Here is a 20,367-nt window from a genome sequence, read left to right as displayed (position 1 = left end):
ACAATGAACACATTAAGGCGACACATCTGTAGTGTTTTCGCCGATCAGATTCGGTCACGGCATCGGCCCGTGTCCCATGTTCGAAAACGAGGTCTTTCATGGCAGTACCGCTGATTCAACAGTACCGTGTTGCCCGTTACATAATGGGCAAGAAACTCGCGCGCGAGGAGAAGTATCCGCTGGTGCTCATGCTGGAGCCGCTGTTCCAGTGCAATCTGGCCTGCGCCGGCTGCGGCAAGATCGACCAGCCCAAGGACGTGCTCAAGCAGCGCATGAGCGTCGAGGACGCGCTCAACGCGGTCGACGAATGCGGCGCGCCGATGGTGTCGATCCCCGGCGGTGAGCCGCTGATCCACAAGGAGATGCCTCAGATCATCGAGGGCATCGTGGCACGCAAGAAGTTTGTGTATCTGTGCACCAACGCCGTGCTCATGACCAAGAAGATGGATCAGTACAAGCCGTCGCCGTATTTCACCTGGTCGGTGCATCTGGACGGGCTCAAGGAACGTCACGACGAATCCGTCTGCCAGGAAGGCGTGTTCGAAAAAGCTGTCGAAGCCATCGAGATGGCGCGCGACCGCGGTTTCCGCGTGACGATCAACTGCACGCTGTTCGATGGTGAAGTGCCGGAAGAGGTCGCCGATTTCTTCGATTACGTCACCGATCTGGGCGTCGAAGGCATCACCGTATCGCCGGGTTACAGCTACGAGCATGCCCCGCGCCAGGATGTGTTTCTCGGCCGCAGCACGTCGAAGAATCTGTTCCGCGACATCTTCCGCAAGGGGCGAGAGCGCGGCAGCGACTGGAAGCTCAACCATTCCTCGCTGTTCCTGGATTTCCTGGCCGGCAACGAGACCTATCAGTGCACGCCATGGTCGAACGTCACCTACAACGTGTTCGGCTGGCAGAAGCCCTGTTACCTGCTCGTCGACGAAGGCTACGAGAAGACCTACAAGGGTCTGATCGAGAATACCAAGTGGGAGAACTACGGTGTCGGCCGCAACCCCAAGTGCGACAACTGCATGGCGCACTGCGGTTACGAAGGCACGGCGGTGAACGATACGTTCTCGCATCCGCTCAAGGCGCTCAAGGTCATGCTCAAGGGCCCGCGCCTGAACGGCGATTTCGCCGAGGAACTGCCGATTCTCTACGGGGATCGTAACGAAGCCACCGCCACGCGGATTCCGATCTCCGCGATCGGCCGGCGCAGCGCCGAGGCGCCTCAGGATCGTGCGAGCTAGCTCGCGCATCCCCGTGTGATGCAAAGCCGCCGGTTCGCCGGCGGCTTTTTCGTGTCAGGCTCAGAAGAAAGAGGGTTCCGTCATGCTGTTCGGGGTAGCGATCGTCGCGGCCATCATCTGGCTCGGGCTGCTCGCCCAGCCGTGGCAACCCTGGCGCATGCGCGAGCGCTTCGTCGCGGATGCCGACGATGCCGATGGCGATCTGTCCGATACCACCGTGCTCATTCCGGCCCGGGACGAGGCCGAGACCCTGGGCCGCACGCTGGCCGCACTGGCCCATCAGGGTCGCGGATTGCGGGTCATCGTGATTGACGATCACTCCGGCGACGGCACCGCCGCTGTCGCACGCCGCGCCGGCCTGCTCGATCTCGACATCATCGCCGCCGCGCCGTTGCCGCCGGGCTGGACCGGCAAGCTGTGGGCGCTGGAGCAGGGCCGCGAGCATGTGACCACGGCGCGCCTGCTGTTGCTCGACGCCGATATCGAAATCGCGCCCGGAACCATCGCCGGTCTGCGCGCCAGGGCGATCCGGGAGGATCGGCAACTGGTATCGCTGATGGCCGCGCTGCGCATGCACAGCACGGCCGAAAGGCTGCTGATGCCGGCTTTCATCTACTTCTTCAAGTTGTTGTACCCGTTTGCGTTGTCCAACGCCGGATCGCGCTTCGTCGCGGCAGCCGCGGGCGGTTGTGTATTGCTCGACGCGCGCGTGCTCGACGCCATCGGCGGTTTTGCCAGCCTGCGCGACGCGGTCATCGACGATTGCACGCTGGCGGCGCGCGTACGCGCCGCGGGTGGGCGTACCTGGGTGGGCGTGACCCACGCCGCAGTTAGCCTGCGCGGCTATGACGATTTCGCTTCCATTCACGCCATGGTGGCGCGCTCGGCGTTCACCCAGTTGCGTTATTCACGCATCCTGCTCGCCGCCTGCACGCTGGTCATGGCGGTCATGTTCTGGGTGCCGCCGCTGGCGCTGCTGGTAGGCGATGCGCCCACCCGCGCGGTGGCTGCGCTGGCGCTGCTCGCCATGCTGGTCAGCTATCTGCCGACACTGCGCTACTATCGGCTGCGGCGGGCCTGGGCGTTGTTGCTGCCGGTGACCGGCACCCTCTATCTCGGCATGACCTGGTCATCGGCGCTGCGTTACTGGCGTGGCCTGCGCACGGCCTGGCGCGGCCGCGAATATCGGCGTGATGAGAACCTTTGATGACAGAGCGAACCGGAGCCTGCTGGGTGTGTCCAACGAACGAATCGTTGCCCAATTCACCGCTTACTGGAATACAGGAACGTCGACGATGAAACTGTTTGGAAATGCGGCGCGTCAGACGATGGTCTGTGTCGTCGCCACGCTGGTGATATTCGCCTGTATCGGCGTCTGGACCGCCGCCGCCGCAGAGCCGGCTCGGGCGGTCATCGACCGGCTCGACAGCCAGCTGCTGACCACGATGCAGGGCGCCGATGATCTCGGCTTCGACGGTCGTTATCGGAAGCTGGCGCCGATCATCGATGACACCTTCGATCTGCCGAGGATTGCGAAGCTCGCGCTGGGCGGCGAGTGGAAGACACTCGATGCCGCCCAGCAGAAAGCCTATGTCGCCAAATTCCGCAAGGACACGATCGCGACCTATGCCAGTCGCTTCGACGGCTACGACGGGCAGAAATTCGAGGTTACTGGCGCCAGCGATGCCGCCGGCGGACGCCGTCAGGTCAAGACCGATATCGTCGAGAAGAACGGCAAGCGCACCCCGATCAGCTATGTGCTGGCCAACGAAGGCGGGCAATGGCGGATCATCAACGTGGTCGCCGGCGGTGTCAGTGATCTCGCGCTCAAGCGCGGCCAGTACACCAGCGCGATTCGCAGCAAGGGCGCGGACGGTTTTCTCGAGCAGTTCGATAAACAGCTGGCCAAGTACCCGACGTTGCCCGACGAGAACTGATCGCCGCAGTCGATCTTGATCATCTATCGAGCGCGGTTCGCCCGATGCAGGCGAAAGATGGTTTCACGCAAAGGGGCAAAGACGCGAAGTGAAAGAATCATTGCCGACAGCGCCTTCGCCTGTCGTATGCGTCTTTGCGTGCGGCATGGCTTGTTACAGATGCCTCACAATCAGCGCAGGCACATGGAGCAGGCTGATTCTCGGATCCGATCGCGGCGGCGGTCGTACTGCGAGACGATCGATGCATCCGTAAATAAAAGAATTTATCCGCTGATGGCGCAGATGAACGCAGATAAGAGCAGGCGGCACAGCGCGTCTGTATTGAATCTGCGTCTATCTGCGTTCATCTGCGGATAGTTTTTCTGTATTCGCGTGCCTGTGTTCTCGGACTCGCGGGTATTCAGGGTGAGTCGAGATGCGCTCCCGTCCGAAACACGAACCTGGTTTGCTAGACGGCCAAAGCCTGCAAATCAGCAGGCTTCGACTGCCGCCCAGTGCGCGTCGCGGATACGTGGCCATTCGAGCTTCAGCCACGGCGTATAGGCGTCCGGATTGTTCGCGAGCTCGGCGTCGAGTGTGTCGGGCGCAATCGCGCGGCAGGCCGATATTTCGTTCGGATTGACCGCCAGCGGTGCGCTCGAGCGTGCGATATACACCGAGCACAGTTCGTGCTCGGCACCGATGTCGCCAAACCGGGCGTGATATTCGAAGCGATACAGGAAAGCGAGGTCCGCGTTCACGCCCAGTTCTTCGTAGAGCCGGCGTGCGGCGGCGTCGTCGACGCTCTCGCCGCGGCGCGGATGGCTGCAGCAGCTGTTCGACCAGAAGCCGCCCCAGAGCTGTTTGCCGGGCGCGCGTTGCTGCAACCAGACGTTGTCGTCGTCGTCGAACAGGAAGATCGAGAAAGCGCGGTGCAGCACGCCATCTCCCCGATGGGCTTCGGCCTTGGCCCTGTAGCCGAGCACGTTGTCCTCGGAATCGACCAGAATGAGCGGTTCGTCGTCGAAGGAAACGACGGGTGCGGGCTGCTGCGACATGCGAATTTCCTGAAAGCCGTTCGCGTTTAGCGTATTTCGGTGATGAAGGTGTTGTAGCTGGCGGCGCGCATGGCCGATGCAATCGACTGGGTCCGCTCGGGTTCACAGACCGCGATCATGGCACCGCCACCGCCGCCACCGGTGAGTTTAGCGCCCAGGGCGCCGTTGCGCCGGGCGATCTCCACCAGTTCCTCGATTTCCCATGACGATACCTGCAGCGCGTTGAGCAGGCCATGATCGATGTTCATGAGCTCGCCGAGTTCGGCGATATCGCCTTTTCTGAGTGCCTCGACGCCGGCCAGGGCGAGCTGGTCGATCTGCGAAAAGATCGCTTCGTAGCGCTCCGGATTTTTCTGCCAGGCCGTGCGCACATTACCGACCGTCTGCATGGTCAGGGTGGCGACGCCGGACAGGCCGATGATCACCGGAATCGGATCGGGCGTGGCCAGGTCGCGGATCTCGGGACGCGCGCCGGCGTTTTCCTTGCGAAACAGGATCGGCCGGCCGAAGGTCGCGAGCGTGTTGTCGATACCCGACGGCGTGCCGTGGGCGATCTTTTCGCAGTCGAAGGCCAGATTGGATATCTCGCGTTCGCTGATCTCGACCTCGAAGCAGCGGGCCATCGCCCGGATCACCGCGACCGCGAGCGCGGCCGAGGCGCCCAGGCCGTTGGCGCGCGGGATATGCGGCACCACATCAACACGCATGCCGCGCTCGGCCACGCCCAGGCGTTCGGCGATCAGCGTGATCGAGGCATGCAGCGAACTGATACAGCGCTCGGGTTCCGATAGCCGCATTTCCACGCCCCAGCGCGGAATCATCAGGTCGATATGCTCGCGCTGGGGCTTGACCTCGGCGCGGATGTTGAGCGGAATCGGCGCGGCGATCGCGTGTCGTCCGTAGACCACCGAATGCTCACCGAGCAGGATGATCTTGCCGTAGCCGATATCGCCCCTGTGGCCGGCGTCGCCGTCGTGACGCACCACTTCCTGGGTGGCTTGGCCGGGGGTGCGTGTACTGCCGACGCGCTCCAGCTCGGCGATGATCTCGCGCGCTCTCCAGACCTTGATATCGCCGTCGGCGATCAGCCGGTCGACCACGTCGTCGAACATCGGCTCGCTGGCGCCGGCGGCCATGGCCACGCTGCGTGCGTGCAGGGTCATGTGGCCGCGCTGGATGCCGTGGGTCGACAAGGCCTTGATGGCGGCGAAGTTCTGCGCGAGCCCGACCGCGCCCATGATCTCGGCGAGTTCCGGCGCCGACTTGATACCGAGCACCCGGTGGGCGATCTTGACCGCCTGGTTGGATTCGACCTGGCCGCCCACGGTGCCGACCTTGAGCGGGATATCGAGCTCGCCCACCAGATCGCCGGCCTCGTTGGCATACCAGCGGGTCAGCGACGCATAGCGGCCGGTGCGCGCGGCATAGGCATGGGCCGACGATTCGATCGCGCGCCAGTCGTTGCCGGTGGCGATGGCCACGGCATCGATGCCGTTCATGATCCCCTTGTTGTGGGTGGTCGCCCGATACGGGTCCATCTCGGCGAATTCGTTGGCCAGAATGATGCCGTCGCGCACCTGTTCGCCGGAATAATCACCGGCTTCCAGCAGCGCGCTCGGGATCACCACTTTCGAGCGCACCAGCGCGCGATCGGTGAGATTGGACAGGATGCGCAGGAACACGCGCCCGCCGCTGATCTTCTCCACCAGCGGTGCCGCGCCCTCGCACATGGTGTTGACCAGATTCGCGCCCATCGCGTCGCGCGTGTCCACCAGCAGATGCACCACCAGCATCTCGCCGTGGCTGGCGGTCGTGCCGTGGGTGATGACTTCGATATCGCGGGCGCCGCCACCGCGGGCGACCATGTTCGGATGCAGGCTGTTGGCGAGATTGAGGATCTCTTCCTTCTGCTGCAGCAGTGCCTGCTTGGCGTGGGCCGCATGCGGCACGTTGACGATCTGGATCTGGCCGATCAGCAGCGGGCGCTCGGCGTGGCTCTGAAAGCCGCCGGCGCGCCGGACCAGCTTGGCGGCCGAGCTCACCGCGGCAATGATCGAGGGCTCCTCGACCACCATCGGCACCAGATAATCGTGTCCGTTGACCTGGAAATTCAGACCCAGACCCATCGGCAGGCCGAAGGCACCGATGACGTTCTCGATCAGGCGATCGGCCTTGTCGGCGTCGAGCAGCTGGCCGCCGTCAATGAGCATGTCGTATTCGACATCGCTGATGACCTCGCGCTCCAGCAGAACGCGCAGGCGATCCGCCACCGAAAACTTGTAGAACTCGGGGATGCGGGAATGACTCATGGGCAGACGTACTCGTGAACCGATGCACGATCGTGATGATCACGAGAGTAACCACAAACGATCGTTGCTAAATGCATTATTTTATCGCAAACCGCCGCGGTCCGTTTAACACTTTGCTAACGGTGGGGCGATCAGCGCACGGGCAGCGCGTTTTCAATACGTACGCCCGGGGCACCGAAGGTCAGGGGCAATACATGCGCGCCGGCGTTTTCGAGCGCGCTGCGCAGCGTCTGTTCATCGGCGCCGCGGCGCGCGAACGCCAGCCCGACGTCGCCACCGCCCGCTCCCGATGTCTTGAATACCGCGTTATGCCGGGCGGCCAGTGCGTGCAGAATCTGGTGGCGTGGGCCGACGATGCCGGCATGGGCATGATGATCGAGCGCGATCAAGGCCTCGAAATATTCCTTGGCCAGCTGCAGAAAACGGCCGGTACGGGTCAGCGCATGCTGCGCCGTGTCGGCCAGCCATGCCAGCCGTGCGATATCTGCGGCGTGGCCGTTCGGGTCGCGCTCGCGGTAGGCATTCACCCGCGCCACCATGTCGGATGTGCTGGCGCCGGTGCCGGTGACCACCGCCATGCCGGCGAGGCTGTCGGGCCAGGTCAACGGCACTGGCGCCTGGTCGCGCGTGTAGCCGATCACACCGCCATAGACGGCGGCCGCGACATCGCCGCCGCTGCCGGCCCCGTCCTGGGCGCGACGATGCGCGCTGATCGCCAGCGCGGCCGTGTGCGCGCGCGACAGGGCGAGGTCGGCGGCCACTGCCAGCGCCTGGGTGAGTGCTGCGGCCACCGCGGCGCTGGAGCCGAGTCCGAGCTTGTAGCCGTCGCGGGCGAAATCGCTGCTGTCGATGGTAATACTGAGGGCCGGCAGCGGTGTCTCGAACTGGGCCGCCAGGGTTTGGCGCACGGCGTCGAATACCTTGAGACCGGTTGCGGTGGCGGCATCGGTACCGGCGGGCAGGGCACCGTCGCGTTCGAGTGCGATATCCACGAGGCCGAGGTTGACGGCGCTCATATGCCAGCGCTCGTCGGGCGATCGTGTAATGGTGACCTGAACACGTCGGTCCACGGCGGTCAGCAGCGCCGGCGCGCCGTCGAGCACGGCATATTCGCCAATCAGGAACAGCTTGCCGGGCGCGCTGACGTGAATCGGAAAGGGCATCAGTCCAGCAGGTGCGCCGCGGGCCCGAGTGCGCTGGTCCGGGTTTCGAGGACACCGGGCACCTGTTGCAGCGCGGTGGCCACCCGGGCGGTATCCGCCGGTTGGCACAGTGCTTTCACCTGCGGGCCGGCGTCGATGGTGAAATAGACCGGCACGCCGTCTTCACGCAGCCCGCGCACGGCGTGCATCGCGGCGACGGTGGCCGCATTCCAGTAGAGCAGGCCGGGGCGGGTGGACAGCATCAGGCCGTGCATCTTCAGACAGCTGTATTCGGTGAGTTCGCCCAGCGTCGAGAAATCACGGGCGGCGATGGCATCGCGCATGCCGGCGAGATCGTCCTCCGAGTGGCTGACCCAGGCATCGAAATAATCCGAGCGGGTGTCGAGATCGGACATGCCGGCCGATGAATCGACTTTCTTGGCCTCGCGTTCGGTGATCGCGACCACCACGTCGAGCGGCCATTCGCTGGCCTCTAGCAGCGGTTCGGCGCAGGCATCCAGGCCGTCGTCGGTACTGCCCCGATGCATTTGTGCAAACCCCCCGAACACCGAGCGCGCTGCCGAACCGGAGCCCTGACGGGCGAGAATCGACAGGTCGCGCGGCGACAGTTCCAGCCCGGCGGCGCGCGAGCCCGCGAGCGCCAGGGCAGCAAAGCCGGAGGCCGACGACGCCAGACCGGCGCCGGTAGGGAAGTTGTTCCACGACTCGACGCGCGCGGACTGCGCGCTGCCGGTACGGGCGCGAATGAGGTCGAGAAAACGCGTGAAGCGCGCGGCGTCGACGCCGCGCCCGCCGATCTCGACCTTGTCGCGCGCCATGCCGGGCACGAAAGTGACACGAGTGTCCGTGTATAGTGCATCCAGCGTGATCGAGATCGACCCGACCGCCGGCAGATTGAGCGCCGCGTCGCGTTTGCCCCAGTACTTGATCAGCGCGATGTTGCTATGCGCGCGCGCAGTGGAAGAAGCAGGTCGTTTGCTCATGCGGCGTGCGGTATCCGGGTCGATAACTGCGCGCAAGGATACGCCATATGGCGTGTCCGCGGCACCCGGGTTGTGCATGACAAGGTGCAGCATTTGCTAGCATACGAGATAACGAGCTGTCCTCGTGGCAGTGCCGCTAACATCACCGAGAGAGCCCATGCCTGGAATCAGTGGACTGGCACTTTATCTTCCGCCTTATCGTGTGCAGCTTGCCGATTGGTGCGAATGGAATAATCAACCCTGGGACAAGATCCGGAATGTGGTCGGTCGAAGTTTCCGTATGCGTGGCCCCGAACAGAGTGTCTATACGCTCGCGGCGAATGCCGTCTGGCGCCTGATCCAGGCCTACGATATCGATCCGGGCGATATCGGCTATCTCGCGCTGGGCACTGAATCCAGCAGCGACAACTCGGCCGGTGCGGTCATCGTCAAGGGCATGATCGACGACGCGCTCGCCGCGCACGGCATGCCACGCGTATCACGCGAGTGCGAGGTGCCGGAATACAAGCATGCCTGCCTGGGCGGGGTGTATGCGCTCAAGGGCGCGCTGCGCTATCTGGCCACGGACGGGGCCACCCGCAAGGCGATCGTGGTGTGTTCGGATATCGCCGAATACGAGCGCGGTTCCTCGGGCGAGCCCACCCAGGGTGCGGGCGCCGTGGCGATGCTGCTGGAAGCCGAGCCGAAGCTGCTGGACGTCGATCTGGCCGGCTCCGGCAGCGCGTCCGACTATCGCATGGTGGATTTTCGCAAGCCGTTCGCGCGTTTTCGCGGCCAGCCGCAGCGTCACGATGGCCAGATGCAGGACCTGCCGGTGTTCAACGGCCGCTATTCGACCAGCTGTTATGTCGATGCCACGCGGCATGCCATGAATGCCATGCTCGCCAAGCAGAGCGAGCGCCATGTCGATTATTTTCATGCCGTGGATGCGGTGTTCATGCACCGCCCGTATCACAAGATGCCGGCCTCGGGCTGGGCCATGGCCTATCTGTTCGCGCTGGCCGACGGCGACGACAAGTCGGTGGCCGAGCTGCGCGACCACTGTGCGCGCGCCGATATCGATGGCGACGACCTGATGGCCGAGATCGCGGGCGCGGCCCCGGACATGCGGGCCCGGGTGGCGGCCGGGGCCAGTGGCGAGGATGCGTTCCCGATCGCGGCGGACTTGTTGCGGCGCATGCGCAAGACGCCCGAGTATCGGTCCCTGGTCGACGACAAGCTTTCGCTGGGCAGCGAGATGATGCGCGATCTCGGCAATCTGTATACCGCCGCGCTGCCCGCCTGGCTGGCGGCCGGTTTCGTGCAGGCGCATAGCGACAAGCTCGACATGGCCGGCCAGCGCTGGCTGGCGCTGGGCTATGGCAGTGGCGATGCCGCCGAGGCGTTGCCGATGCGAGTGGTCGACGGCTGGCAGCAGGCCGCGTCACGCATTAACTTCGCGCTCGCCCTCGGCAAGCCGCTGGATCTCACCGCCCACCAGTACGCCGCGCTACACGACGGCCATCCCGCGTCGCTGGACCCGGTGCCGGCGCGCGACGAGTTCGTGGTCGATCATATCGGCCGTCAGGACACGCCCGGATTCCGGGACGTGGGCATCGAGTATTACCGCTATGTGCCCAGCGTGCGGCTGGTCAGCAGCAAGGCGGCCAACGAAGGTCGCTGAAACGACCTGCCCCGCGCGACAAGGATTGTATTGCCGCGCCGGCGTCGGGCGGTCGATGCCGGGCGCCGGCGATTGTCATACCCGCCTGGCGCGGGTCGCCGAGTGATCAGGGGCAGGGGTTCGGATTGTCGGCATGGATCGCCTCGATCGACTCCACCAGTTCGTCCGAGAGTTCCATGTTGGCACTGGCGATATTGGTTTCGAGCTGCGCCATCGTGGTCGCGCCGATGATATTGGCGGTCACGAAGCTGCGGCTGTTGACGTAGGCCAGCGCCATCTGGGCCGGGTCGAGGTCGTGCTTGCGTGCCAGCGCGACATAGTCGGCGGCGGCCTGGGTGCCGCGCGCGTTGGTGTAGCGAGAGAAGCGCTCCCAGCGCGTCAGGCGCGCGCCCTCGGGCCGCGCTCCGTCCAGATACTTGCCGCTAAGCACACCGAACGCCAGCGGCGAATAGGCCAGTAAACGCACGTCTTCGCGCTCGGCGCACTCGGCCAGCCCGACCTCGAAAGTGCGATTGAGCAGGGAGTAGGGGTTCTGGATGGAGACCACCCGCGGCAGATCGAGCGCTTCGGCGGCGCGGATATAGCGCATCAGCCCCCAGGGCGTTTCATTGGACAGCCCCACGCAGCGGATCTTGCCTTCCTCGACCAGGCGCGACAGTTCGCCGAGCGTCTCCTCGATCGGCACCGCGTCATCCTCGGCATTGTGGACATAGCCGCGTTTGCCGAACGTGTTGGTGGCGCGGTCGGGCCAGTGCAACTGATAGAGATCCAGATAATCCGTGTGCAGACGTTCCAGGCTGGTTTCCAGGGCGCTGCGGATCTGGCGCGGTGTGAGCCGTGTCTCGAAGCCGCCGCGCAGATAATCCATGCCCGAGCGGCCGACGACCTTGCTGGCCAGAACGACATCGTCACGCTTGCCGGACGCGGCCAGCCATGAGCCGATGTATTCCTCGGTGCGGCCGTGGGTATCGGCCTTGGGCGGCACCGGATACATCTCGGCGGCGTCGATGAAGTTCACGCCCTGATCGAGCGCGTAGTCGATCTGCTCGTGGGCCTCTTCCTCGCTGTTCTGTTCGCCGAAGGTCATGGTGCCCAGACAGATACGACTGACGTCGATATCGCTGCGGCCGAGTTTGCGGTATTGCATCAAAAAACTCCGAGAGTCCGGTGTCGGACAGCGGCACGCAGCCGCTTTCTACCTGAATATATTGCGCGCAGTGTAAATCACTGGCGGGGGCCGTATCGGCCTGCCCGCAAGGGGCGCTGTCTTATTTCATCTTATTCTTGCGTGGTCAGCGCCTGCCGGCGTTTGTCGAGCAGACCCTTGATCAAGGGGCCGATGATGATCTCGATGGCCATGCGCATCTTCGTGCCCGGCACGACCACCGTGTTGGGCCGCGACATGAAGGAGCCGTGGATCATGGTCAGCAGGTAGGGGAAATCGACCTGCCAGCGCTCGGGATCGCGAAACCGGATCACGACCATGGATTCGTCGGCGTTGGGCACGTCGCGGGCCACGAACGGATTGGAGGTATCGACCAGCGGCACGCGCTGGAAATTGACGTCCGTACGCGAAAACTGCGGGGTGATATAACGCACGTAGTCCGGCATGCGCCGCAGGATGACCTTGGCGACGTCCTCCGGAGCGTAGCCGCGTACGTCGATATCGCGACGGATCTTCTGGATCCACTCCAGATTGATCGTCGGCACCACGCCCACCATCAGGTCGACGTACTGGGCCACATTCACCTGATCGGTGACCACGCCGCCGTGCAGGCCCTCGTAGAGCAGCAGTTCGGTGCCCGGCTCCACCGGTGTCCAGTCGGTGAACGTACCCGGTTCGCGATTGAATTCGGCGGCTTCGATCTCGTCATGCAGATAGCGACGGATCTGGCCGCTGCCGTCGGCGCTGTATTCCGCAAACAGTCGCTCCAGGCGCTCGAGCTTGTTGGCGCCGGGGCCGAAATGACTGAAGTTCTCGCCGCGAATGGTCGCGCGGCGTACCGCCTTGGCCATCGCCATGCGGCTGTAGGCATGAAAGGCGTCGCCGTCGACGTAGGCCGCGCGTACCGCCAGGCGATGAAAGATGTGCTCGAAGGCGATACGCGCAGTCGAGGTGCCGGCCCCGGACGAACCGGTGACCGCAACAATGGGATGCAGGAGGGACATGGGCGCCAACTGTGGCCGCAAAGCGTCCGAGGCGCAACACTTTCGACTGCGACCAAAGAAGCAGGCCTGTTTGTTTGCCACCCTGGCGTCGTTGTTGCATGGTAATTACACGAGTGGGGGCAGTTAGACGCAGGAAACAGCCATCCCGGTTCGCGCCCAGATCTGTCCGCTTTCAGTCTATTGTTTGACGGGAGAGATCCATGAACATGAAACACCACACCTGGTCCTTGGCGGGCCTTCTGGCGTTGGCGGCACTGACTTTCAGCGTGGCGGCGTCGGCGGCCACCTTGCAGCAGATCAAGGACAGCGGCAGCATCCGGATCGCCACCGCCAACGAGATTCCCTACGGCTACATGGAAGGCGACACCGCCGTCGGGCTCGGTCCGTCGGTTGCCAAGAAGGTGCTCGCCGAGATGGGCATCGATAAGATCGCGTGGACGGTGGTGCCGTTCGGTTCGCTGATTCCCTCGCTCAAGGCCGATCGTGTCGACATGGTGGCCGCCTCGCAGGCGATCCAGCCGCAGCGCTGCTCGCAGGTCGACTACTCCACCCCGAACACGACCTATGGTGAAGGCATCATGGTCAAGAAGGGCAATCCCAAGAATATTCACGGCTATGACGCCTTCGTGAAGGACTCGAGCATGAAGCTCGGTATCGTTTCCGGCGCCAACCAGCTCGGGTTCGCCCAGAAGATGGGCCTGAAGAGCAATCAGATCGTGTCGCTGCGCGCGAACGCGGATGCCGCTTCGGCGGTGGCGACCGGGCGTATCGACGGTTACGCCGGCACCCAGCTGACGGTGGCCATGCTGGCCAAGAAGAGCAGCCGCGTGGAGCAGGCGCTGCCGTTCGATGATCCGGTCATCGACGGCGAGGCGCAGCGCAGCTGGGGTGGTTTTACCTTCGCCAAGGACAACACCGAGCTGCGCGATGCCTTCAACGCCAAGCTCAAGGCATTCCAGAAGACCGACGACTGGAAAAACATTCTCATGAAGTACGGTCTCGACAAGGGGTCGATCGACAAGGTCAGTGCCAAGAGCACCGAGGAACTGTGTTCGGCAAGCTGAGCGAGCGCGGGTAGCACGGTGCCGGCCGTCGTGAAGCGTTCACGGCGGCCGGCTTGGCTAGGTGTCCTGGAGGCTGCTGAGTCATGGACCTGACCCTCGAACAGATCGTATCCACCCTGCTGCAGGGCACGCAGATCACGATCTGGATCACGCTGGCCTCGACCGTCGGTGGCGCGCTTCTCGCGTTCGCCTCAGGCATCGGCTCGATCGCCCGATTCGCGCCGGCGCGCTGGCTGGCCAAGACCTATATCCAGATTTTTCGCGGCACGTCACTGCTGGTGCAGCTGTTCTGGCTCTACTATGCGCTGCCGGTGGCAATGGGCATCCGTATCTCGCCGATCGAGGCGGGTATTCTGGGGTTGTCGCTCAATATCGGTGCATACGGCGCCGAGGTGGTGCGCGGCGCGCTGCAGTCGGTCGACGCGGGCCAGCAGGAGGCGGCGGTGGCGCTGAATTTCACGCCTGCGCAGACGCTCTGGCGGGTGCTGCTGCCGCAGGCGCTGGTGGAGATGATGCCGCCGTTCGGCAACCTGGCGATCCAGAATCTCAAGGATTCGTCGCTGGTGTCGTTGATCAGCCTGGCCGATCTCGCGTTTCAGGCCGACGACCTGCGCAACCGCGGCTACGACACCGACACGCTGCCGATCCTCGGCGTCACCCTGTTGCTGTACTTCGCCATGGCGCTGGTGATCATGGTCGCGATGCGCGGGCTGGAGCGCTACTTCGAGCGCGTCTCCGGACGCGAGGGGGCGCACTGATGCTGTTCGATATCCCATGGGACCTGAGCAGCGAGTGGGCGTTCGCGCTGTCGATCATCCCGATTCTGCTGATCGGAATGAAGGTGACGGTGCTGGCTACCATCTTCGGTTTTCTCATCGCCATGATCATGGGGCTGGTGTTTGCCCTGCTGCGGGCCGCGCCCACGCGCTTCATATCCTGGCCCACTGCATTCCTGATCGAGTTCATCCGCGATACGCCGCTGCTCATCCAGCTGTTTGTCATCTATTACGTGCTGCCGAGTACCGTCGGCATCACGCTGCCGGCACTCGAGGCCGGCAGCGTTGCGCTGGGCCTGCAGTACAGCGCCTATACCTCCGAGGTATACCGAGCCGGTCTGCAGGCGGTGCCCCGAGGGCAGTGGGAAGCCGCGCGCGCACTCAATATCAGCACCTGGCGAGTCTACAGCGATATCGTCATTCCACAGGCGATTCCGCGCATCATTCCGGCGCTGGGCAACTATCTCGTGTCGATCATCAAGGACACGCCGATCCTGTCGGCGATCACGGTGATGGAGGTGCTCAACGTGGCCACGATTATTGGGGATCGCACCTATCGCTACATGGTCCCGATCACCATGGTCGGCGTGCTGTTTCTCATCCTGACGCTGATCAGCGCCGCCCTCGTCAAATTCCTGGAGAGCCGCCTGCCGCGCGCGGGCATTGCCGTCAAATGAAACCGATCGTCACCTTCGAGCACGTCACCAAGCGCTTCGGCGACACCGTTGTCCTGAACGACTTCGATTTCCAGATCACGCCCGGCGAACGGGTCGTGCTCATGGGCCCGTCGGGTTCGGGCAAGTCGACCGTGCTACGTATCCTCATGACGCTCGAGGATATCCAGGCGGGTGTGGTCCATGTCGACGGCGAGCCGCTCTGGCACGAGAAGCACGGCGACGAACTCAAGCCGGCCGGCGAAAAACACCTGCGCCGGATGCGCGGCAACGTCGGCATGCTGTTTCAGCACTTCAACCTGTTTCCGAACATGACCGTGCTGCGCAACATCATCGAAGCACCGATGCGGGTACTCAAACTGCCGCGCGACGAGGCCACCCGGCGCGCCGACGAACTGCTGGAACGCGTCGGCCTGGTCGACAAGCGCGAGGCCTATCCGAATTCGCTGTCCGGCGGTCAGAAGCAGCGCGTGGCCATCGCCCGGGCCATGGCCATGCGGCCCAAGCTGCTGTTGTTCGACGAACCGACCTCGGCGTTGGACCCGGAAATGGTCGGCGACGTGCTGCAGGTGATCAAGGATCTCGCCCACGAACACGACCTGACCATGCTCATCGTCACCCACGAGATGGGCTTTGCCCGCGACGTGGCCGATCGGGTCTGTTTCTTCTGCGACGGCCGCATTCTCGAGCAGGGCCCGCCCGGCGAGATCTTTACCCGGCCGCGCGAGGAGCGTACCCGTCAGTTCCTGCGCATGGTGCTGCAGGACGACAGCGTGGTGCCTGCGCAGGTCTGATCCCGGGGCTCAGCCGGCGACCGCTGGTCGTGTGCCGCGCCGCGCGCTTGTGCTCAGAAGCGGTCCACGCGAAACGGCTGCATGTCCACGGTCGGTGTCTCGCCGGCCATCATCTGGCCCACGAGACGCCCGGTCACCGGCCCGAGGGTGAATCCCTGGTGGCCGTGACCGAAAGCGAACCAGAGATTGTCGTGCCGCGGGGCGGGCCCGATGATCGGCTTCATGTCGGCCACGCAGGGGCGGGCGCCTTTCCAGGGTTCCGGGTCGACACGGGCACCGAACGGAAATACCGCCCGTGCCTGGGCCTCGGCGGCGTCCAGCTGACCCGAGCGCGGCGCCGCATCCAGCGTGTTGAGCTCTGCGCCCGTGGTCAGGCGCAGGCCGGCGCGCTTGGGCGACAGCAGATAGCCTTTTTCATGATCCAGGAACGCGTGATGCAGGGTCGCGTCGGCGGCCGGCGCATAGTGCATGTGGTAACCGCGCATATGAAACAGCGGCACCTGATAACCCAGCGGCTCCAGCCAGCGGTTCGACCATGGCCCGGTGGCCAGCACGACGTTCTTGGCCTCCAGCGGGCCCTGGTCGGTGCTGAGCCGCCAGCCCGTCGCGGTGTTTTCAAGGTCGGTCGCATCGGCCTGCAGCAGCTGGCCGCCGAGCTGTTCGAAGGACCGCGCATAGGCCTGCACGAGCGCGCCCGGGTCGGTCACCGACCAGGAGTTGGTCCAGTGGATGGCGCCGATCAAATCCGTTGAAAGGCCAGGCTCGGTCCGGGCGAGCGCCTGCGAGTCGAGAATCTGGTACTCGACGCCGAAACGACGATGGATATCGGCGGCGCGGGCCTGCTGCTCCTCGAAGACCGAGGGGGTGCGAAAGACATCTAGCCAGCCGTCCTTGCGGATCAGCGCGTGGGCATCGGCGGCGTCGATCATGTGCGCGTGTTCGGTCGTGCAGTGCATGATCAGCGACGCGTATTCGGGCACGATCCTGGCCAGCCGGTCCGGGGCTGAATTGCGCCAGTATCCCAGCAGCGGTTCCGCGGCGGTGAACATGGCGCCGGCGCGATAGCGGATATCGATACGGTTGTTCGGCAGCACCCGCCACATGCTGGCCAGGTCGCGGGGAAACGGATGCGGTTGGACCGCCTCGCGCTGAATGAGTCCGGCGTTGCCGAACGAGGTTTCCTGTCCCGGAGGACGGCGGTCGACCAGTACCACCGATTGGCCGCGTTCGGCGAGGTGGTGAGCGATGCTGACGCCGACCATGCCGGCGCCCAGAACAATGGTTTCGTGCACTTTTACTGCTTCGAATGCGAGCGGGATGTCCATGGTAACGCGCGGGACGGGGAATCGGCTTGCGTGTGTCCCGGTCGTTCGGATCGTGTCCGCGAGGGGGTATCCGCGACGCTGTGTGCGTGAATTGAGAATCTGCATCGGTGGGCACGCGGAAGACGACTTCCGCTTTGCTCTCGCGAGCCGGTATCGTGAGCCCATCTCAAACGGAGCCTGACCATGGATTACGGCGAATATCGCGACCGGCTGCTTGCGCGGTTTCCTTCCCCCAGCCTGGCGTTCGCGGTGGAGGAATACGAAACGCGGCTGAGTACGCTGCGCGCGGAGATGGACCGACGCGGCTTCGATATGCTGATGCTCACCGATCCGGCCGAGCTGTGCTATCTGACCGGCTATACGACGTTTGAAGTGTCGGTGCAGTGCGTGCTGTTGGTCGGCGCGCAGCGTACGGTGCTGTTCGTGCCGGCGATCGAGGTGGGGCCGGCGGTATATCTGAGCCGGGTCGACGAGGTCGTCGGTTATGCCTGGGAGTCGCCGGGCTCGGCCGCCGGTCTGCTGGCGGATCGCGTCGTGGCGATGACCTCGGCGCCGTCGCCGCGTATCGGGGTGAGTCTCTGGAGCAATTCACTACGCCCGGGGCTGCTGGATTCGTTGCGCGCGACCCTCGCCGACGCGCAATTCCAGGACAAGGGCGATTTCCTGGATATCCAGCGCCTGGTCAAGTCGCCGGCGGAACTGGACTATCTCGCCGAGAGCGCCGCCATGACCGGCGCGGGTCTGGACGCTGCCTTCAAGGTGATTCATGACGGCGCGATCGATCATCACATCGCCCAGGCCGGCGCCGACGCCATGCTCGCGCGCGGCAGCGAGTTCATGAGCATGCAGCCCATCGTCACCACCGGGTTTCGTAGCGGCATCATCCATACCAGCCATGTCGGCAGCACAGTGGCGCGCGGCGACGTGGTGTTCACCGAATTCGGCGCGGTCAAGCGACGCTATACGGCGCCGATGATGCGCACCGCTGTCGTGGGTCCGGCCAGCGCCGAGATCCGCGAATTCCACGAGGTCTGTCTGGCCGTGCTCGATGCCGTCATGCAGGCCGCGCGCACCGGCGAGCCCTTTGCATCGGCGGCCATCGCGGGCGAGGCGGCGCTTGCGCCGATTGCCGACCGGGCCTTCTTCTCCGGCGTTTACGGTTATCCCGTGGGCGCCCAGTTTCCGCCGTCATGGGTGACGGGTTCGACCTTCATCGCCCGCGACTGCGATGCCGTGTTCGAAGACGACATGGTGTTTCATCTGCCGATCTGCCTGCGCAAGCCCGGCGAATGGGGTGTCGGCTTCAGCGAAACCGTGCGAATCACCGCCACCGGGGCCGAGCGGATCACGACCAATGATCTGGCCCTGCAGGTATTCGACTAGAGACGTTCGGCGTGTGCGTCGGGCCGGCGTTCGGCTTGACACGGAGGCTGCCTATGTCATTTTAAGTACTGTTATGTTTTTGACACTCCAAGGGGGAACGATGCGTCTGATGAAAGCCTTTTCCGTTTTTTGTGCCGTCAGTCTGACGGCACTGATGCTCACCGGCTGCGGTGAGTCATCCGACAGTTCGCAATCGTCCGATAGCGCGAAGTCGGCCGACACCAAGCAGACATGGAAATTCGGCCTCGAGGAAATCGAGGGCAGCGTGCAGTATCAGTACGCGGCCGAATTCAAGAAGATGATCGAGAAGCAGAGCGACGGCAACATCACCGTTCAGCTGCTGCCGTACGGCAAGTGGGGGTCCACGTATTCCGCGCTGTATGACGCCATTCAGAGCGGCTCGATCGAGATCGGCTTCGGCTCGGGTGCGCTGGGCGGCACCGTGCCGGAAAGCCAGCTGCTGAGCCTGAACTTCATCATGCCGCCCGATCAGTGGCAGACCGTGCAGGCGCTGAATTCCGATACCTTCCTGGAAAGCGACGCCTGGCAGACGGCGTTCGGCAACCGTGATCTCGTGCCGCTCGCCGAGCTCACCGAGGGCTATCAGGTATGGACGGCGAACAAGGCGATCAAGACGCCCCAGGACATGAAGAACCTGCATATTCGCGTCATGGACAACAGCCTGCTGCGCTCGACCTACCGCGCCTACGGCGCGTCGCCGATCACCATCGCCTACGGCGAACTCTACAGCGCACTGCAGCAGGGCCAGGCCGAAGGCAACATTCAGCCGGTGTTCGCGCATGAGGAAATGGGTTTCTACGAAGTACAGAAGTACATGATCTTCGCTAAGCAGTCGCAGTTCGTGGCTACCCTCATGGGTAACAAGGACTGGTACGACGGCCTGTCCGACGACCAGAAGAAGCTGGTCAAGGACGTGACCGGCAAGCTCGTGAAGACCGGCTACGACGTGCAGGAGAAGTTCAACAAGGAACGCCTGGATACGATCAAGTCGAAGAGCAATATCGAGATCATCAATCTCGACGAGGACCAGCGCGAGCAGTTCCGCGAAATGGTCAAGCCGGTTCGGCAATCGTTCGTCGACGATGTCGGCGAAGGTGCCCAGAAATCACTGGACGCACTCGTGAAAGCCGTCGACGAAGCCAAAGGCGGCGACAGCGGCGACAGCAAGACGCAGTAAACGCCGTTTTGTAGAGGCGTCAGCGCGGCCTTGAGCCGTGCGCAGCCCGGCCGGCTTCGACACTGATTCACGTCGAAGCTGGCCGGGCTTTTTTTGTGCCCGCGATATGGGCTGCCTTTGCGCAACCGATCTGCTGCGGGCTGGTTGGTCGGTTCCTCGAGCGGCGTGGCCGGTGCGTACCGGCCGGCGCGCGCTGAGCATCCCCTGGCGCTGCCATGGCAGGGTTGTCGGGCTGTCGTATTCCTGCGGTGCGCCCGGCGTGGCTCGTGTCGTATTACGGCAAATTGCCGTGTCTTCTGCGCGGTTATTGATGCGCCCAGCGCCGTTGCGATGCATCGGCACGAGACTCGCTACGCCCCGGCCTTGCCTGTCTTGGCTTGGCTTGGCTTGCCGTTTGCCGGGTACGCCGGCGTAACGGGCAGAACAGTGCAGGGGACCAAGAGAGCCCGTCGCTGATCGCTGCAGGCCGTCGCCGGCCTTTCGATGCGGAACTAAGGGTGATGCTGGCGTGGCCCGGTGCTCCTTGCCGCGCGGCTCCACGGTCCGCGGCCACGGCAGGCGTCGACGGCGACTACGCTCGGCGCCGGCGTCACCGATTCGAAGTAGGCTTTTCGGCCCGGAGCCGATTCGATCAGGGGCGGCGCTCGAATA

At 64.1% G+C, this 20,367-nt stretch carries 17 protein-coding genes; 10 read left to right on the top strand and 7 right to left on the bottom strand.

Annotation, left to right across the window (positions count from 1 at the left end; all coding sequences use genetic code 11):
• The first annotated feature begins 98 nt into the window (after positions 1-98).
• From hpnH to ACFOSU_RS18870, 3 genes are all read left to right on the top strand, one after another.
• Positions 99-1,241 carry an adenosyl-hopene transferase HpnH gene (gene hpnH / locus ACFOSU_RS18880; RefSeq protein WP_380691493.1) on the top strand — a complete coding sequence of 381 codons (1,143 nt, stop codon included), beginning with the start codon at positions 99-101 and terminating at the stop codon, positions 1,239-1,241.
• A gap of 82 nt (positions 1,242-1,323) precedes the next feature.
• A complete protein-coding gene (locus ACFOSU_RS18875; RefSeq protein ID WP_380691492.1) occupies positions 1,324-2,448 on the top strand; it encodes a glycosyltransferase in 1,125 nt (374 codons plus the stop codon).
• An 88-nt stretch (positions 2,449-2,536) separates the two neighbouring features.
• Positions 2,537-3,178: an ABC transporter substrate-binding protein gene (locus ACFOSU_RS18870; protein ID WP_380691491.1), complete on the top strand. Its 642-nt coding sequence runs from the start codon at positions 2,537-2,539 to the stop codon at positions 3,176-3,178.
• Between the two features lie 470 nt (positions 3,179-3,648).
• Here ACFOSU_RS18870 and idi read toward each other — a convergent pair whose 3' ends face one another.
• The 4 genes from idi to mvaD form a co-directional block, all read right to left on the bottom strand.
• Positions 3,649-4,215, bottom strand: coding sequence for an isopentenyl-diphosphate Delta-isomerase (gene idi, locus ACFOSU_RS18865; protein ID WP_380691490.1), 567 nt, complete (start codon positions 4,213-4,215; stop codon positions 3,649-3,651).
• Between the two features lie 26 nt (positions 4,216-4,241).
• Positions 4,242-6,524, bottom strand: a complete 2,283-nt coding sequence (locus ACFOSU_RS18860; protein WP_380691489.1) for a hydroxymethylglutaryl-CoA reductase, degradative — start codon at positions 6,522-6,524, stop codon at positions 4,242-4,244.
• Positions 6,525-6,655: 131 nt separating this feature from the next.
• A complete protein-coding gene (locus ACFOSU_RS18855; RefSeq protein ID WP_380691488.1) occupies positions 6,656-7,687 on the bottom strand; it encodes a mevalonate kinase family protein in 1,032 nt (343 codons plus the stop codon).
• Positions 7,687-8,670 carry a diphosphomevalonate decarboxylase gene (mvaD, locus tag ACFOSU_RS18850; RefSeq protein WP_380691487.1) on the bottom strand — a complete coding sequence of 328 codons (984 nt, stop codon included), beginning with the start codon at positions 8,668-8,670 and terminating at the stop codon, positions 7,687-7,689. The genes ACFOSU_RS18855 and mvaD overlap by 1 nt, the downstream gene beginning before the upstream one ends.
• 157 nt (positions 8,671-8,827) lie before the next feature.
• On the opposite strand from mvaD, the gene ACFOSU_RS18845 reads away from it, so the two are divergent.
• Complete coding sequence (locus ACFOSU_RS18845) at positions 8,828-10,333, top strand: hydroxymethylglutaryl-CoA synthase (protein ID WP_380691486.1); 1,506 nt, start codon at positions 8,828-8,830, stop codon at positions 10,331-10,333.
• Between the two features lie 106 nt (positions 10,334-10,439).
• Here ACFOSU_RS18845 and ACFOSU_RS18840 read toward each other — a convergent pair whose 3' ends face one another.
• Entirely contained in the window at positions 10,440-11,480 is a 1,041-nt protein-coding gene (locus ACFOSU_RS18840; protein ID WP_380691485.1) for an NADP(H)-dependent aldo-keto reductase, read from the bottom strand.
• Positions 11,481-11,611: 131 nt separating this feature from the next.
• Positions 11,612-12,502 carry a phosphoribulokinase gene (locus ACFOSU_RS18835; protein WP_380691484.1) on the bottom strand — a complete coding sequence of 297 codons (891 nt, stop codon included), beginning with the start codon at positions 12,500-12,502 and terminating at the stop codon, positions 11,612-11,614.
• A gap of 200 nt (positions 12,503-12,702) precedes the next feature.
• Here ACFOSU_RS18835 and ehuB point away from each other — a divergent pair, with 200 nt between their 5' ends.
• The 4 genes from ehuB to ehuA all read left to right on the top strand — a co-directional run bounded on the left by ehuB (position 12,703) and on the right by ehuA (position 15,810).
• A complete protein-coding gene (gene ehuB, locus ACFOSU_RS18830) occupies positions 12,703-13,566 on the top strand; it encodes an ectoine/hydroxyectoine ABC transporter substrate-binding protein EhuB (protein ID WP_380691483.1) in 864 nt (287 codons plus the stop codon).
• Between the two features lie 83 nt (positions 13,567-13,649).
• Positions 13,650-14,324, top strand: coding sequence for an ectoine/hydroxyectoine ABC transporter permease subunit EhuC (ehuC, locus tag ACFOSU_RS18825; RefSeq protein WP_380691482.1), 675 nt, complete (start codon positions 13,650-13,652; stop codon positions 14,322-14,324).
• On the top strand, positions 14,324-15,019 hold the full coding sequence (gene ehuD, locus ACFOSU_RS18820; RefSeq protein ID WP_380691481.1) for an ectoine/hydroxyectoine ABC transporter permease subunit EhuD: 696 nt from the start codon (positions 14,324-14,326) through the stop codon (positions 15,017-15,019). The genes ehuC and ehuD overlap by 1 nt, the downstream gene beginning before the upstream one ends.
• Positions 15,016-15,810, top strand: a complete 795-nt coding sequence (ehuA, locus tag ACFOSU_RS18815; protein WP_380691480.1) for an ectoine/hydroxyectoine ABC transporter ATP-binding protein EhuA — start codon at positions 15,016-15,018, stop codon at positions 15,808-15,810. The genes ehuD and ehuA overlap by 4 nt, the downstream gene beginning before the upstream one ends.
• Before the next feature lie 53 nt (positions 15,811-15,863).
• Here ehuA and ACFOSU_RS18810 read toward each other — a convergent pair whose 3' ends face one another.
• The gene (locus ACFOSU_RS18810; protein WP_380691479.1) at positions 15,864-17,102 is read right to left on the bottom strand and encodes an NAD(P)/FAD-dependent oxidoreductase; all 1,239 of its coding nucleotides are present in this window, start codon (positions 17,100-17,102) and stop codon (positions 15,864-15,866) included.
• Positions 17,103-17,318: 216 nt separating this feature from the next.
• Here ACFOSU_RS18810 and ACFOSU_RS18805 point away from each other — a divergent pair, with 216 nt between their 5' ends.
• Both ACFOSU_RS18805 and dctP read left to right on the top strand, forming a co-directional pair.
• Entirely contained in the window at positions 17,319-18,518 is a 1,200-nt protein-coding gene (locus tag ACFOSU_RS18805) for a M24 family metallopeptidase (RefSeq protein ID WP_380691478.1), read from the top strand.
• Between the two features lie 109 nt (positions 18,519-18,627).
• Positions 18,628-19,716, top strand: coding sequence for a TRAP transporter substrate-binding protein DctP (dctP, locus tag ACFOSU_RS18800; RefSeq protein ID WP_380691477.1), 1,089 nt, complete (start codon positions 18,628-18,630; stop codon positions 19,714-19,716).
• Positions 19,717-20,367 lie beyond the last annotated feature (651 nt).

The sequence above is a fragment of the Salinisphaera aquimarina genome, assembly GCF_042643355.1.
Taxonomy (GTDB): Bacteria; Pseudomonadota; Gammaproteobacteria; order Nevskiales; family Salinisphaeraceae; genus Salinisphaera; species Salinisphaera aquimarina.
This window is presented reverse-complemented; position numbering and strand designations above follow the sequence as displayed.

What these genes read in the sequence shown, in the direction of transcription:
- ACFOSU_RS18875 (WP_380691492.1), top strand. Translation starts at nt 1,324, where the DNA reads ATGCTGTTCGGGGTAGCGATCGTCGCGGCCATCATCTGGCTCGGGCTG.
- dctP (WP_380691477.1), top strand. Translation starts at nt 18,628, where the DNA reads ATGAAAGCCTTTTCCGTTTTTTGTGCCGTCAGTCTGACGGCACTGATG.
- ACFOSU_RS18835 (WP_380691484.1), bottom strand. Translation starts at nt 12,502, where the DNA reads ATGTCCCTCCTGCATCCCATTGTTGCGGTCACCGGTTCGTCCGGGGCC.
- ACFOSU_RS18860 (WP_380691489.1), bottom strand. Translation starts at nt 6,524, where the DNA reads ATGAGTCATTCCCGCATCCCCGAGTTCTACAAGTTTTCGGTGGCGGAT.
- ehuA (WP_380691480.1), top strand. Translation starts at nt 15,016, where the DNA reads ATGAAACCGATCGTCACCTTCGAGCACGTCACCAAGCGCTTCGGCGAC.
- ACFOSU_RS18840 (WP_380691485.1), bottom strand. Translation starts at nt 11,480, where the DNA reads ATGCAATACCGCAAACTCGGCCGCAGCGATATCGACGTCAGTCGTATC.
- ACFOSU_RS18870 (WP_380691491.1), top strand. Translation starts at nt 2,537, where the DNA reads ATGAAACTGTTTGGAAATGCGGCGCGTCAGACGATGGTCTGTGTCGTC.
- ACFOSU_RS18855 (WP_380691488.1), bottom strand. Translation starts at nt 7,687, where the DNA reads ATGCCCTTTCCGATTCACGTCAGCGCGCCCGGCAAGCTGTTCCTGATT.
- ehuB (WP_380691483.1), top strand. Translation starts at nt 12,703, where the DNA reads ATGAACATGAAACACCACACCTGGTCCTTGGCGGGCCTTCTGGCGTTG.
- ehuD (WP_380691481.1), top strand. Translation starts at nt 14,324, where the DNA reads ATGCTGTTCGATATCCCATGGGACCTGAGCAGCGAGTGGGCGTTCGCG.
- mvaD (WP_380691487.1), bottom strand. Translation starts at nt 8,670, where the DNA reads ATGAGCAAACGACCTGCTTCTTCCACTGCGCGCGCGCATAGCAACATC.
- ACFOSU_RS18845 (WP_380691486.1), top strand. Translation starts at nt 8,828, where the DNA reads ATGCCTGGAATCAGTGGACTGGCACTTTATCTTCCGCCTTATCGTGTG.
- idi (WP_380691490.1), bottom strand. Translation starts at nt 4,215, where the DNA reads ATGTCGCAGCAGCCCGCACCCGTCGTTTCCTTCGACGACGAACCGCTC.
- ACFOSU_RS18805 (WP_380691478.1), top strand. Translation starts at nt 17,319, where the DNA reads ATGGATTACGGCGAATATCGCGACCGGCTGCTTGCGCGGTTTCCTTCC.
- hpnH (WP_380691493.1), top strand. Translation starts at nt 99, where the DNA reads ATGGCAGTACCGCTGATTCAACAGTACCGTGTTGCCCGTTACATAATG.
- ehuC (WP_380691482.1), top strand. Translation starts at nt 13,650, where the DNA reads ATGGACCTGACCCTCGAACAGATCGTATCCACCCTGCTGCAGGGCACG.